At 54.0% G+C, this 13,602-nt stretch carries 14 protein-coding genes; 10 read left to right on the forward strand and 4 right to left on the reverse strand.

Annotated elements, in window-relative coordinates:
- From J2I48_RS20490 to J2I48_RS20500, 3 genes are all read left to right on the forward strand, one after another.
- Nucleotides 1–699 (forward strand): DNA alkylation repair protein, encoded by a 699-nt coding sequence (locus tag J2I48_RS20490; RefSeq protein ID WP_207337367.1) that lies wholly within the window; start codon nucleotides 1–3, stop codon nucleotides 697–699.
- A 105-nt stretch (nucleotides 700–804) separates the two neighbouring features.
- Nucleotides 805–1,647 (forward strand): acetyl-CoA carboxylase, carboxyltransferase subunit beta, encoded by an 843-nt coding sequence (accD, locus tag J2I48_RS20495; RefSeq protein ID WP_207337368.1) that lies wholly within the window; start codon nucleotides 805–807, stop codon nucleotides 1,645–1,647.
- A gap of 109 nt (nucleotides 1,648–1,756) precedes the next feature.
- On the forward strand, nucleotides 1,757–2,764 hold the full coding sequence (locus J2I48_RS20500; protein ID WP_207337369.1) for a radical SAM protein: 1,008 nt from the start codon (nucleotides 1,757–1,759) through the stop codon (nucleotides 2,762–2,764).
- Nucleotides 2,765–2,896: 132 nt separating this feature from the next.
- On the opposite strand, the gene J2I48_RS20505 is transcribed toward J2I48_RS20500, so the two are convergent.
- Complete coding sequence (locus J2I48_RS20505) at nucleotides 2,897–3,490, reverse strand: T9SS type A sorting domain-containing protein (RefSeq protein WP_207337370.1); 594 nt, start codon at nucleotides 3,488–3,490, stop codon at nucleotides 2,897–2,899.
- Nucleotides 3,491–4,171: 681 nt separating this feature from the next.
- Here J2I48_RS20505 and J2I48_RS20510 point away from each other — a divergent pair.
- The 6 genes from J2I48_RS20510 (at nucleotide 4,172) to J2I48_RS20535 (ending at nucleotide 10,389) form a co-directional block, all read left to right on the forward strand.
- Complete coding sequence (locus tag J2I48_RS20510) at nucleotides 4,172–5,116, forward strand: DUF2279 domain-containing protein (protein WP_207337371.1); 945 nt, start codon at nucleotides 4,172–4,174, stop codon at nucleotides 5,114–5,116.
- 80 nt (nucleotides 5,117–5,196) lie between these two features.
- On the forward strand, nucleotides 5,197–5,652 hold the full coding sequence (locus tag J2I48_RS20515; protein ID WP_207337372.1) for a GNAT family N-acetyltransferase: 456 nt from the start codon (nucleotides 5,197–5,199) through the stop codon (nucleotides 5,650–5,652).
- A gap of 2 nt (nucleotides 5,653–5,654) precedes the next feature.
- The gene (locus J2I48_RS20520; protein ID WP_207337373.1) at nucleotides 5,655–6,473 is read left to right on the forward strand and encodes an enoyl-CoA hydratase-related protein; all 819 of its coding nucleotides are present in this window, start codon (nucleotides 5,655–5,657) and stop codon (nucleotides 6,471–6,473) included.
- Nucleotides 6,474–6,531: 58 nt separating this feature from the next.
- A complete protein-coding gene (mutL, locus tag J2I48_RS20525) occupies nucleotides 6,532–8,586 on the forward strand; it encodes a DNA mismatch repair endonuclease MutL (RefSeq protein ID WP_207337374.1) in 2,055 nt (684 codons plus the stop codon).
- A gap of 90 nt (nucleotides 8,587–8,676) precedes the next feature.
- Nucleotides 8,677–9,465 (forward strand): rhomboid family intramembrane serine protease, encoded by a 789-nt coding sequence (locus tag J2I48_RS20530; protein WP_207337375.1) that lies wholly within the window; start codon nucleotides 8,677–8,679, stop codon nucleotides 9,463–9,465.
- A gap of 3 nt (nucleotides 9,466–9,468) precedes the next feature.
- Nucleotides 9,469–10,389 carry a rhomboid family protein gene (locus J2I48_RS20535; RefSeq protein WP_207337376.1) on the forward strand — a complete coding sequence of 307 codons (921 nt, stop codon included), beginning with the start codon at nucleotides 9,469–9,471 and terminating at the stop codon, nucleotides 10,387–10,389.
- Nucleotides 10,390–10,477: 88 nt separating this feature from the next.
- Here J2I48_RS20535 and arfB read toward each other — a convergent pair whose 3' ends face one another.
- The 3 genes from arfB to J2I48_RS20550 all read right to left on the reverse strand — a co-directional run bounded on the left by arfB (nucleotide 10,478) and on the right by J2I48_RS20550 (nucleotide 13,081).
- Nucleotides 10,478–10,879, reverse strand: coding sequence for an alternative ribosome rescue aminoacyl-tRNA hydrolase ArfB (gene arfB / locus J2I48_RS20540; RefSeq protein ID WP_207337377.1), 402 nt, complete (start codon nucleotides 10,877–10,879; stop codon nucleotides 10,478–10,480).
- Nucleotides 10,880–11,045: 166 nt separating this feature from the next.
- The gene (locus J2I48_RS20545; protein WP_207337378.1) at nucleotides 11,046–12,092 is read right to left on the reverse strand and encodes an App1 family protein phosphatidate phosphatase; all 1,047 of its coding nucleotides are present in this window, start codon (nucleotides 12,090–12,092) and stop codon (nucleotides 11,046–11,048) included.
- A gap of 395 nt (nucleotides 12,093–12,487) precedes the next feature.
- Nucleotides 12,488–13,081, reverse strand: a complete 594-nt coding sequence (locus J2I48_RS20550) for a TIGR04282 family arsenosugar biosynthesis glycosyltransferase (RefSeq protein WP_207337379.1) — start codon at nucleotides 13,079–13,081, stop codon at nucleotides 12,488–12,490.
- 56 nt (nucleotides 13,082–13,137) lie between these two features.
- Here J2I48_RS20550 and J2I48_RS20555 point away from each other — a divergent pair, with 56 nt between their 5' ends.
- Complete coding sequence (locus tag J2I48_RS20555; RefSeq protein WP_207337380.1) at nucleotides 13,138–13,506, forward strand: Rid family detoxifying hydrolase; 369 nt, start codon at nucleotides 13,138–13,140, stop codon at nucleotides 13,504–13,506.
- Nucleotides 13,507–13,602 lie beyond the last annotated feature (96 nt).

The following is a 13,602-nucleotide window of genomic DNA, read 5'->3' on the forward strand; positions in this document are numbered from 1 at the left end:
ATGACTTCGGCAACGGTCAAAGCGGCTATCCGGGCACTTGAACAGCCTGAACGAGCTTCGTTTGTTTCCCGGTATTTCAAAACGCACCCTGGCCAATATGGCCAGGGTGACGTGTTTTTGGGGCTTTCCATGCCGCAGCAGCACGTTATTGCCCGGCAGTTCAGTCACTTATCTATGGCTGAAACCGAGCGGCTGGTGCAGGATCCTTACCACGAATGCCGTATGGTGGGGTTGCTAATTTGGGTGCTTCAAAGCAAGAGTAGCGGGCCACTACAACAGCAGGAACTGGCTGAGCGCTATGTGCGTAACCGGCAGTTTGTTAACAACTGGGACTTGGTCGATAGCAGTTGCCCCACGGTGCTGGGGTTGCCCATGCTTACCGGCGACAGGTCTATGTTGTATGAACTGGCAGCACAAGAGCACCTTTGGAGCCAACGAATGGCCATAGTGACCACGCTGACCTTTATCAGAAAGCGGCAGTTTGGCGACACGTTTGCTCTGGCCGAGTTGCTGCTGAATCACCCGCACGACCTGATCCACAAAGCCATTGGCTGGATGCTCCGCGAAGTGGGCAAGCGCGATCAGCCCGCGCTTGATGAATTTTTGCGTGACCACATCCGGCAGTTGCCCCGCACGGCCCTGCGCTATGCTATCGAACGCCATGAACCCACCCAACGGCAGGCATTATTGAATCTGTAGCGCGGCGTTCGGTTAAGTGTCACCTTTGTATCTTTGCCGTCCGTTTGCGTTGCTGAGGAGGCTAACACCGGCAACAGCAAACGCCTAACCGTCAGACGCACGTTTATGTCCTGGTTCATACGAAAAGATAAGGGTATCCAGACCCCAACCGAAATGAAGCGGGAGGCTCCCGATGGGTTGTGGTATCAGTGCCCAAGTTGCAAGCAGGTGATGCACACCCGCGAACACAAACTCAACGCCTACACCTGCGTACACTGCAATTTCCACGAAAAAATAGGCTCTGATGCCTATTTCTCGATCCTGTTCGACGATAACCAGTTTACCGAACTCGACGAAAAAATGATGTCGGCCGACCCGTTGTCGTTTACCGATACCAAAAAATACCCCGACCGGGTGCGGGCCACGATTGGTAAAACCGGCCTGCGCGATGCCGTCCGCACCGCCTATGGGCCAATGGAAGAAACCGAAATCACGATTGCCTGCATGGATTTCAACTTCATCGGTGGCTCGATGGGGTCGGTGGTGGGCGAGAAAATTGCCCGCGCCATTGACTATGCGCTGGCCAACAAAACGCCGTTTCTGATGATCTCGCGGAGCGGCGGTGCCCGGATGATGGAGGCAGGGTTTTCGCTGATGCAAATGGCCAAAACGTCGGCGAAGTTGGCGCGGTTATCTGAGGCAGGCTTACCCTACATTTCGCTCCTGACCGACCCTACCACGGGTGGCGTGACGGCCTCGTATGCCATGCTGGGTGATTTCAACATTGCTGAGCCGGGTGCCCTGATCGGTTTTGCCGGGCCGCGTGTCATCCGCGAAACCATCGGCAAAGACCTGCCCAAAGGTTTTCAGAGTGCCGAATTCGTACTGGAACACGGCTTCCTCGACTTTATCGTAGATCGTAAAGACCTGAAAGACAAAGTAGCCTGCCTGCTTAAAATGATCAAATAAAGGGAGTTTACAGTTTTCTGTTTGCTGTCTTCTGTTTGTTCGCCTATGGAAACATCGCTCGGTGCATAAAGCAACAGAAGACAGCAAACAGAAAACTATAAACTGATTTATGCGCCTCGTTCGCCACCCGGTTTTGTGCAATTACTACGTCACGTATCGCTGCAACGCGTCGTGCGGGTTTTGCGATATCTGGGAGCGGCCTTCGCCCTATGTGACGCTGGAGAACGTACGCGACAACCTGCGCGACCTGAAACGGCTGGGTGTGCGGGTGATTGATTTTACGGGTGGCGAACCCCTGCTGCATCGCCAACTGCCCGAACTACTGGCCGAAGCCAAACGCCAGAAATTTATTACCACCGTCACTACCAACGGCCTGCTTTACCCCAAACAGGCCGACAGCCTGCGTGGCCTGGTCGATATGCTTCACTTCTCGCTCGACTCACCTGACGCCGCTGAGCATGATGCTGGGCGCGGGGTACGCTGCTTCGACAAAGTGATAGAGTCTATTGCCGTGGCAAAACAACTGGGCGAACGCCCCGATATTCTCTTCACCGTTTTTGAGCACAACATCGGTCAAATCGAGGCGATGTACAGCCAAATTTGCCGACCAAATGGCCTTGTACTGATTCTAAACCCCGTTTTTGGGTATAACGGCGTTGATACGGGTGCGAGTACTTCGGCAGAAACTACACCGGATAATCCGCTATCGGAAACGGCATTGCAGATGCTCACGCATTGGGGGAAACAGCCGGGCGTGTACCTGAATGATGGTTTTGTGCAACTCCGGCGTGATGGGGGTAACCACATCGACAAACCCATTTGCCGGGCGGGTAGCACCACGGTGGTTATCTCGCCGCAAAACGAACTGGTGCTACCCTGCTACCATCTCGGACTAAAAAACTTCCCCATCGACGGCCAACTCCACGATCTCTATCACAGCGCCGACGTGCAAAAGCTAGTAGCGCTGGAAGGTCGCCTGCCCGCCTGCGAAGGCTGTGTGATCAACTGCTACATGCAGCCTTCTTTCGCCGTTGAGCTATCTAAATATTGGTGGAGCGCGTTGCCCAGCACCCTGAAATACAACTACATGAAGGGGACTTGGAAACAGTTGTTTTAGTCATTGGTGATTGGTCATTGGTGATTGGTCATTGGTGATTAGTCATTAGTCATTAGTCATTGGTCATTGGTCGTATCCAGCTACGAATGACTAATGACTAATGACTAATCACCAATGACCAATCACCAATGACTATTCCCTCACCAACTTCCTCACCACTTGCCGTCCCCCACTCTCGGCGCGGATGAAGTATAGCCCGGCAGGCTGATTGCTCAAATCAAGCTGAAAGCCTTGTTGATCAAGCACTTGATTTTTCTCAATGTGCTGATGCACTCGGCCCTGATTGTCCAACACGCTGAAAACCGCCGGAAGGCCAAGCCGATTTTGCAGGCTTACCTGCACCACGCCCCCCATACTAGGGTTAGGCGATACTGTGAGCTGCAACGCATCCGGTGCCCGGTCGTCAGTGGCCGTGAGCACCCCAACGTAGGCTGGCTCGTAGGGTGGCGGGGTTATAGGCGTGCCTCCCTTGTCAACCACCGTCAGTAGCAGCTCCTGATGCGTTTCGCTGATCAATTGACCATATCGCCATTCTGATACGACGATGGCAATTGAGAAGGAACCTAGTTCGGTAGGTACATCCCAGGTGAGTAGGCCCGTTTTAGCGTTAATGCGATACGTGCCAACCTGCTTTGCATTGTTGGGAAACTGGTAGGTAGCAACTGCCGACAGGCTAGTACACCAGTCAGCTGTTGTGCTTTGTGGAAGAGCACTAGTCAGTGGCACTGCTAGCGCGTAAGAGAGACTATCACCACCAGCATCAGCTGCGTTTACCAACATCGAAAAACGCTGCTTGAGGGGTATTTGTAAACCCGTTGGCGGAGACGGTATGAAAGGTGTTTTCGTATTTATATAGCCAGCGGCCTGGATGGTTGTTCGTAATGCAAATGGTTGGTCGTTACTAAGCCCACTATTAATATTGCGTATGATAGCAGTCCGGTTCACTACTGTTGCTACAAGCGCGTAAACACCTGGCCCAGTGTACGTATAAGTTGTTTTATATAATGAGATAGATAGCTTGCTACCGTCTGCCGACATAACAGGAAATGCACGGGGTACTTCTCTAAACTGACCATCACCAAAACACAGGTTCACGACACGGGCGGGCGGGGGATCGCCACCCGCTGCCGGATTTTCGTACATGGTGACTGTGATGGCGTAAGTCAATGAGGTATTGCTTACGCGCTCAGCCCGGATGTAACCCCCGAAAATATGATCGGCGAAGGCGGCTGATGAACTAAGCAACAGGAGCAGGAGACAGTAAAGGGGGCGCATGGAAAGTTTCGGAATAGACGTTGACGGATTTTGTAACCCTATAACTAACCGACCCTCCGTTTACGTATACAGGCCTGGCAGATATTAATTGTTCGGCCTGTTGCTTCGTCTATTTTGCAGTAGGTTTGGCGTATGATTATCCCCCTCCGTTTCCTACTGATTCTGGAACTGCTGGTCCTGCTGCAACGCCCCGCGCAGGCGCAGCCAACGCCGGTAGTACCTGCCGAGTCGGGTATCAATCAGGGTCGGTTTATTGGTGTGGTGGCGGGTACGGCGGCGTTTTATACCATCACATTATTGCTCCTGCGGAAGCAATGGTACAAGAAAAAAATGCCGTTCCACACCTTCAACGACAACCGCGAATGGCTGCAAATGGACAAGGTGGGCCACGTGGCCACGGCCTATTGCATGAGCCGGGGGGGGTATGAACTCATGCGCTGGAGCGGCGTAGACGAACGGGCCAGCATCCTGACCGGCGGGCTGCTAGCGCTACTGTTCCAAACCACGCTGGAAGTCTATGACGGTCACGCCGAGGGCTGGGGCTTTTCTAAAGGCGATATGGTGGCCAACGTGGCGGGTACGGCCCTGTTTATGGGGCAGCAGTTTGGCGCGGGGCATCAGGTGGTGAGCCTGAAATACGGCTTCCGCAAAACGATTTTTCCGCCCTACCGCCCCAACCTGCTGGGCAAAACCACCGGCCAACAGATGCTGAAAGATTATAACGGGCAGCAGTACTGGCTGTCGGTCAACCTGGCGTCAATACTACCCGTGGGACCGGATTTTCCGCGGTGGCTAAACCTCGACCTGGGCTATAGTGGTTCCGGCATGACGGGCGGCCACGAAAACCCGCCGATGACTGATGCAGAAGGTAAACCATTGACTTTCAGAAGATTTCGTCAGTTTTTTCTCTCGCCCGACGTCGATTTGTCGCGCATCAATCAGCCCGATCCGTTGCAGCCGTTACCCTGGCAGCGGTTTGTGGGTACGGTGCAGTTCTTCAAAATCGCCGCCCCGTCCCTAGAGTACAACCCCGTTAATGGTCTGCGTTTTCACCCGTTGCTACTGCCGAAAGAGTAACGGGTAATGCCGAAGCTCCAGCTTCGGTAGTGATTGCTGTACTATTGACTACCGAAGCTGGAGCTTCGGCATTACTCTCCATGACCCTCACACGAACCTCCTCCGAAAACGCTCATTTTCAGCAGCTTGTTGCTAAGCTCGATGCGTATCTGGCCGAAATCAATGGCGATGACCATGCTTTCTACAATCAGTTCAACAGCATCGCGGCTCTGCAACACGCGGTGGTGGCTTATGACGATGGCAACATACCTGTTGGTTGTGGGGCGTTGAAACAGGTTGACCCAGAATCGGTTGAAATTAAACGCATGTATGTCGATCCGGCTGAGCGGGGTAGGGGCGTTGGCGGTGCCCTGCTAGCCGAGTTAGAAGCCTGGGCATCGGAACTGGGCTTTCGGGTTTGTGTGCTGGAGACGAGCGTGAAACTGCCTGCTGCCGTACATCTTTACACCAAACATGGCTACCAGCGGACGCCAAACTACGGCCAATACATCGGAATGCCCGATAGCGTTTGTTTTCGTAAATACCTAACCCCCTAATCATGCTCTACACCGCTGCCCAAACTACTGATCTGCTTACCCGACCCCTGCGCTATTTACTGGTAGAACAGACCGGCCACGTGCTGACGCTGACGTTGAACCGGCCCGAAAAAAAGAATGCCCTGAACCCCACGCTCCTGGCCGAATTGGCCTTTGCGATAGCGTACGCCCATGTTGAGGCTGATGTCTGGGTGGTGGTGCTGGCTGCTGCGGGCGACACCTTTTGCGCGGGCATGGACCTGAAAGCACTCAGCAATGGCACCGCCGAACCCGACACCGTACCCCCACCGAGTGGCCCGGTGCGGCTGGCCGAACTGATGGCCGGGTTGCATAAGCCCTGCATTGCGCGGGTGCAGGGACCGGTGTACGCAGGCGGCTTTTTACTGGCAGGCACGGCCACCTACGCCGTAGTGGCCGAGGGGGCCACTTTTGCCCTGCCCGAAGTAAAACGTGGCCTGTTTCCATTTCAGGTGCTGGCCGTCTTGCTCGACATAATGCCCGCCCGGCAGGCGCTGGATTTGTGCCTGCGGGGACGCACCCTCAGCGCCGCCGACGCCCTAGCCGCGGGCCTGGCTACGCAGGTAGTGCCACTGGCCAAAATTGACCAAACGGTAGCCGCACTGGTGACCGATTTAATCGCCGTTTCGCCTATGGCGTTGCAGTTTGGTTTGCGGGCCTTTCAGCAGCTAAAAACCCTGCCCAGCGACCAACAGCAGGCTTTTTTGCACGACCAATTCACCCAAATTCAGCAAACCGCCGACGCCCGCGAAGGCATGGCAGCGTTCCTGGAAAAACGTTCGCCAACCTGGCAAAATCGGTAGGGGCAAGGCCACTATTTTGGCCGTTTTGCTGTTAAGAAATTGGTCATTTGGCTCCTCCATGCAAAACATCATTCACCTCCTGCCCGATTCCATTGCCAACCAGATTGCCGCCGGCGAGGTTGTTCAGCGGCCTGCGTCGGTGGTGAAGGAGCTGCTCGAAAACGCGGTCGATGCGGGGGCTACGTCGGTGCAGTTGGTGGTGCGGGAGGCAGGCCGGACATTGATTCAGGTGATCGACGATGGCAAGGGCATGACCGAAACTGACGCCCGGATGAGCTTCGAGCGCCACGCCACCTCCAAAATCCGCACGTCCGACGATCTGTTCAAGATTCGGACTATGGGCTTCCGGGGCGAGGCGCTGGCCTCTATTGCCGCCGTGGCCCAGGTAGAGATGCGCACCCGCAAAGCCGACGACGAAGTGGGTACGCTCATCCGCATCGAAGGCTCGGACACCAAGGCGCAGGAATCGGTGTCGTGTTTGCCGGGGACCAATATCCTGGTCAAAAACCTGTTTTTTAACGTGCCCGCCCGGCGCAATTTCCTGAAGTCCAATTCAGTAGAGATGCGCCACATCATCGACGAGTTTCAGCGGGTGGCGCTGGCCAATTCGGAGGTAACGTTTTCGCTGTTTCACAACGATCAGGAGGTCTTCAACCTGCCGGGGGGAAAGCTAAGCCGCCGCATTGTCGATATGTTTGGCAAGGCCTACCGCGAACAACTGGCCGCCTGCGACGAAGAAACGCCCTACGTGTCGGTACACGGGTTCATTGGCAAGCCCGAATCGGCCCGCAAGACGCGCAACGAGCAGTTTTTCTTTGTCAATAACCGCTTCATCAAGCACAACTACCTGCATCATGCCGTGGTGGGGGCCTACGAAGGCACCATTCCCGAAGGCCACCACCCGTTCTACGTGCTCTTCATCGACATCGACCCGTCGCATATCGACATCAACATTCACCCTACCAAAACGGAGATTAAGTTCGACGATGAGCGGTCGGTATATGCTATCGTGATGGCGGCCGTGCGGAAAGCCATGGGTATTTATAATTTGTCCCCTTCGCTCGATTTCGATTCGGATGTTAATTTTCTGGATGGGGGAGGGGCGGCCATTGCCAAGCAATTTGAACCCGGCGGGCGGCATTCGGCGGCTGGTAAAGGTGGCAATGGCCCGTCGGCACCGCGGCCCATTACGCCCTCGTGGGCACAACCCGCGTCTGCCCCTCGTGCGGTGGCCGACAACCCCACGCCCGCCCGCCCACCACAGCCCGCGCCGCAAAACTGGCAGGCTATGTTTGAGGGTGCCACCCGGCCTACCACGGCCAAAGCGCGCCCCGAAAAGCCCGTTGGCGACGACGTGAACTGGCTCGATGATCGGGCACCGACCAACCCGGCAACGGCCCCTGAATCAGCTAGCCAGCCCGACTCGTCGGAGGCTAAACCCGACGTGGTTGCTGCCGAACAACCCCTGACCATGGGTAGCCGGGCCAACCGCATGGGCCAGGACAGTGCAGGTCAGCCCCTGCCGAGTGAGGCTGAAACGGCCGTTATTCAAGTTCAGAACCGCTTTTTGGTCACTACCGTGAAATCGGGTTTGCTGTTGATAGATCAGCGCGGGGCTTACGAACGCATCCTTTACGACCAGTTCCATACCGCCCTGACCAAACATAGCGGCTCGTCGCAGCAGGTGCTTTTCCCGAAAACTGTAACCGTTTCGGCGGTCGATTACCAACTGGCCCTAGATCTCCGCACCGAGTTGGAAAGCGTGGGTTTCCAGTTCGACGAGCTAGGGGCTAACACCTTCGTGATCCGGGGTGTACCCGCCCAAATTGCCGATGAGTCGGGGCGGCGGGCTGGCGAGGAAGAACTGTTTGCCAACCTGCTGGCGCAACTCCGCGAAGACACGGGCAAACTGAAACTAGACCGGTCTGAAGCCCTGGCCCGGTCGTTGGCGCGGCGTTCAGCGAGCCGTTACATCAAATTTTTAAGTCAGTCCGAGCGCCGTGCCCTGGTTGACCAGTTGTTTGCATCGGCCAATCCGAGCTATACACCGGGGGGCGAAGCCATCACGTCGGTGGTTTCGCTCGATAAACTGTCGGGACTTTTTAAAGCGTAAGTTGTTACCCCTATTACAGCGCCTCGTCAGGATAGACGAGTTTACACAATTCGTTCGTCTTTCTAGTCATTTTCTGCGTCTGGCCTGCTCATGTTTAATCTCTCTCCGGTAGTTCGTCTGTTGCTGTTTGCCAACGTCATTGTCTTCTTCATCACCTCGCAGATGGGCGACTGGGCTGTTGACCGGTTTGGGTTGCATTCGGTGCTGTCGGAGAAGTTTAGCCCTATCCAACTGCTAACGCACATGTTTATGCACGGCGGCTGGACGCACATTTTCAGCAATATGATTGGGCTGATCGTGTTTGGGCCTATGCTGGAACGGGTTTGGGGTGGACCGCGCTTTTTTCTGTTCTATATGCTCACGGGTCTTGGCGCAGCGGCGTTGTATTTGGGCGTAAATTATTACGAAACGTCTTCGTTGGTCGATGCCTACAATATGTACCGGGCCAATCCAACCAATGGTGAGTTTGTTGGGTTTATGAGTCAGTACGCTAGCTCAATTTACGACCGGTTGGCGCCGTTTATCCAGAAATTTGATGCAGACCCGACCAATCCGCTGTATATTAAGCAAGGACAGGCTTACGTAAACGCGATAGTGGGTGCTCAGGTCGATACGCCTATGGTAGGGGCTTCTGGAGCAATTTTTGGGGTAATCATGGCGTTTGGCCTATTGTTCCCCAACACCGAGTTGATTCTGCTTTTTCCGCCAATTCCGATCAAGGCGAAGTATTTGGTGCTGTTTTATGGTCTCTACGAGGTGTACTCGGGTATTTACCAGGCGCAGTCTGATAACGTCGCTCACTTTGCCCACATCGGCGGAATGTTATTTGCGTATATACTGGTAAAACTTTGGGGATCTCAACGAAAAACATTCTATTGATGTATGAGCGGCTTATTAGACGATTTCCGGTCTGAATTCAAGAAGCCCAACAACACGTTGGTGCAGTTGATTCTGATAAACACGGTGGTGTTTCTGACCGTAGTAATTATTAAGGTGGTCTCCCAGGTGTCGAGCCGTGGGTATGTATCACACTGGGTGATGAGCCAGTTGCAGATGCCTTGGGCACCGGGGGACATTGCACGCAAGCCGTGGACGGTAATCACCTATGCCTTCACCCACGTTGAGCCTTTCCACATTCTGTTCAACATGCTGTTCCTGTACTATTTCGGACGGCTCATTGAAGAGTATCTAGGCAGTCGGCGTTTGGTTGGGTTGTATTTGCTGGGTGCTATTGGCGGCGGGCTGTGTTACGCTGTCTGCTACAATTTTATTCCCTATTTCTCAGTGCCGGTGGGTACGCAGCCTTTGTTGGGGGCGTCGGGTGCGGCCCTGGCAGTGGCGGTTGGTGCGGCCACGTTGTTGCCCAACTACACGTTTCATATGCTGTTTATCGGCCCGGTGCGGATCAAATACATCGTACTGTTTTTTGTGGTACTGTCCTTTTTCAACAGTGTCGGCGACAATGCAGGGGGTAATATTGCGCACCTCGGCGGGGCGTTGGTAGGCTTTTCGTATATCAAATTCCTGCAAAACGGCAGCGACATCGGACGGCCTATCTATTGGGTCATGGATCTCTGGAGCAATATGCTTCGGCCAAAACCGCCCGTGAAAGTGTCGCAGCGGCAACGCAGCACCCAAACAGCCACCAGCGCCTACGCCACTGCCGGTAGCCCCGGCCCCTCCGTGTCGATTCCCGACCAGGATGAAATAGACGCGATCCTCGACAAAATTGGCCGCTCCGGTTATGAGAGCCTCACCCGCGAAGAGAAGCAGAAACTATTCCGCGCAAGCCAAAAAAGCTGAATAGATTTACGATGTACGATTTGTTGCTGACGCATGAATACGCTGGCGTCAGCAACAAATCGTAAGTCGTACATCGTAATTCGTAAATCTATTCTTCCACTCGCCGTCGTGAGGCCTTTACCTCGCCGCGGCGTTTTTTTGTGTCAATTCGTTCGATCTGGGCGGCTTTGCTGGGCTTAGTGGCACGGCGGGGTTTCTGCACCTCGAACGACTGGACAATGAGCCGGTCAAATTTTTTGATTACCTTCTCTTTGTTGGCTAACTGCGTGCGCTCGGTCTGATGCGTCAGTACCAGTTCACCCTCGGTGGTGAGCTTGTTGGCCAATTTTTCGGTCAGTGTGGCCCGCTCTTCATCGGTGAGCAGCGCTGAGTCACGCACCGAAAAGCGCAGTTCAGCTTTGGTAGCCACTTTATTCACATTTTGGCCACCCGCGCCACCACTACGGGCAAACTGAAAACGCAGGTCGGGATGGAGGGTTGTGGGATTCATTGATGTAAAAAAAGTTTACTGTTTGCTGTTTACTGCGGCCCGCCGCCCGGTCTTCTGTTGCTTCGCGAGAGTAGCTTCGCGCTTGTGATCCTACGACTCTGCGAAGCTACTCTCGCGAAGCAACAGAAGACCGGGCGGCGGGCCGCAGTAGACTGTAAACAGTAAACTATTCCTGGTCTGCTTTGCGGTCGGCGCGGATTTCGGGGAGGGTGTCGGGGTCGATGAGACCGAGGGCGGCGGCATGCTCGGCAGCGGCTACGGTGTTGGGTACCAGCAGCATAGGTACATTATGTGTGGCGGCTGTCTCAATCAGGTGTTGCACGGCAGTGTCACGGCTGTTCTCACGCGAGACGTCACGAATATACGCTACCACAATCCGGTCGGGGTTCTCGCTGATGATGTCGGCGTAAATCTCCGGGTCCTGCTGCCCACTGTCGCCCAGAAGCACGAACTTTAGCTGTGGGTTTACGGCCATTATTTTCCGAATCATAGCCACCTTATGCAGGTGATGCCCCCCCGCCGAGAGCATGGTGGGGCTTATGTCCAGATCGCGCAGCAAAATAGGACCTTTGGGAATGCCCTGAATCCGGAAAAAATCGATCAGTAAATCGTACAGATTCCACGGGCTGCTCGACACAAAATAAACCGGGTTAAAGAGCGTAGTGACGGCACCGCTTTGCAACGCCCGGTAGAACGCCGCTACCCCGGCAAAAGGCAGCCGCGTGAAGGCATTTTCCAGAAACGTGAGCCGCAAGGTCTGCCACAAGCTTGTGGCGCCTGTTACCAGCACTGTGTCGTCGATGTCGGAAATAACGCCAAACTGACTGTAGGCCGGGGCAATCATCAGTTGCCCGTCTTTGACTACTTCGCGCGCGCCTTCGTAACCTTCGGGCTGTAGTATCCCTTCCAGCGTATACCGAACTGGAAACCAGGCCTGTGCCACGGGCGGGTCAATGGCAGGGTCGACGGTGATGTCGAAATAGCCTTCTTTGTTGGTGACGGTACGAAAAACCTGTCCGAATGCTTCGATCCTGACGGTAATGTTACTTACTTCATGGGTAAGAAAACGGCCAACAGAAGAGGATAGGTTGTCCCAGAAAGAAGCTTCATCAGCGGGAGATACCAGTTCGTTCTGGCGCAACACCCGGCCTGTTAGCCAGACGGCGCTGGGTGACCCAAACCCCCGGTAATAGATAATCTGATATGGTTTCATGACCAAGTAAACCCATATAATGCAGAAATTCCTGACAGAGCCAGGAATCTACGTGCGGACAAAACCAGTGGGCTAACTAGCGCTTCGCACGAAGTGGGTCAGTTATGGCCATCCTGAGTAAGTAGTTCAAACTGAAGATCATCTGTCGAATTGCCTGCCGCACACGTGTTGTTTCGTTCATCGGTTACAAAGGTAAGTAGTGGTCACATATCAACCGCAAAAGTGTTGACTACGGACTGTTTTTTAGTTGGACGGTTTATGAAGCGGGTCATTGGTTTAACGAACGGTAAAAACGCCTTTATCTAGTTTGCCAATGGTGCTCCATGCTGCCCTGTCAATCGGCGTATGCAACATATGACTACTTCTTTGGCCAATAGTTTCGCCCAGCAATAGAATTATACCGTATGACCCATAGCCTTGACGTAATCGCTCCACTCATCGATGTCAGGTAGTTGCTCTAATAAGCTGACAGTGAGTTTGCTATTGGTAATGGCTTTGGTTGTTTCGAGCAGTAAGTCTGGTTGGCTCCAGGGCATGTTGGCAAATAGGTTGTTGTGTAGTTCTTTCATACCCAACAGGTAATAGCCGCCGTCGGTGGCGGGGCCAATGACCACATCGGCGGTGTCGAGGGCGGCAAATGCCTGGGTGAGGTGCGTTTCGGTAATAGCCAGGCAATCGCTGCCTATGAGTACCACCCGCTCCGCTTTAGTGGAAAACTGATCCTGAAAAGCCTGTTGCATTCGCTGACCCAGATTGCCGTCAGCTTGTTGGGCTTTCTGATAACCACTCCAGCCGTCATTGGGGTTAACGAAATCGGCGTAATACACTATTTTTTCCCACGGGCTATACCGGGTGATCTGCTGGGTGTATTGAACCAGGTGGCGGTACACTCGTGCAGCTTTCTCAGCACCAACGGTTTTGGCAATTCGTGTTTTGACGGTGCCGGGAATGGGATTTTTAACGAAAATAACCAGGCGGTGGGTAGGCATCGTTTTTTACTTTTGAGAAAAAAGTCAAGTGGTGTACATCTCAACTTCAATAAGCCATGGCAACCGAAATTGTTTATACTGATCAGGCCCCGGCGGCCATTGGCCCCTACAGTCAGGCCGTAAAAGCGAATGGTATGTTGTTTGTGTCGGGCCAAATAGCAGCCGAATTGGCAACGCAGGGCGATATCCGGGCAGAAACGCAGCAGGTGATGAAAAATATTGGTGCCATTCTCCGTACTGCCGGCATGGACTATGCCAATGTGGTAAAGGCCACTATTTTCGTAAAAGACCTGACCAATTTTGTCGCTATCAACGAGGTATACGGCAGCTATTTCGCTACCAACTATCCTGCTCGTGAAACCGTCGAGGTGGCCCGCTTACCCCGCGATGTCAACGTCGAAATTTCGGTTATTGCTGTAGGGTAGCAGGCGTTGTTGGCCCGTTGGCCTACAAAAAAAGGCCGTTGACCACAGCAGCAGTCTGTTTCGCATACAACCGCAACCAATGTAAAGTAGTAGGGT

It is taken from the genome of Fibrella aquatilis (assembly GCF_017353255.1).
In the GTDB taxonomy this organism is placed as follows: domain Bacteria; phylum Bacteroidota; class Bacteroidia; order Cytophagales; family Spirosomataceae; genus Fibrella; species Fibrella aquatilis.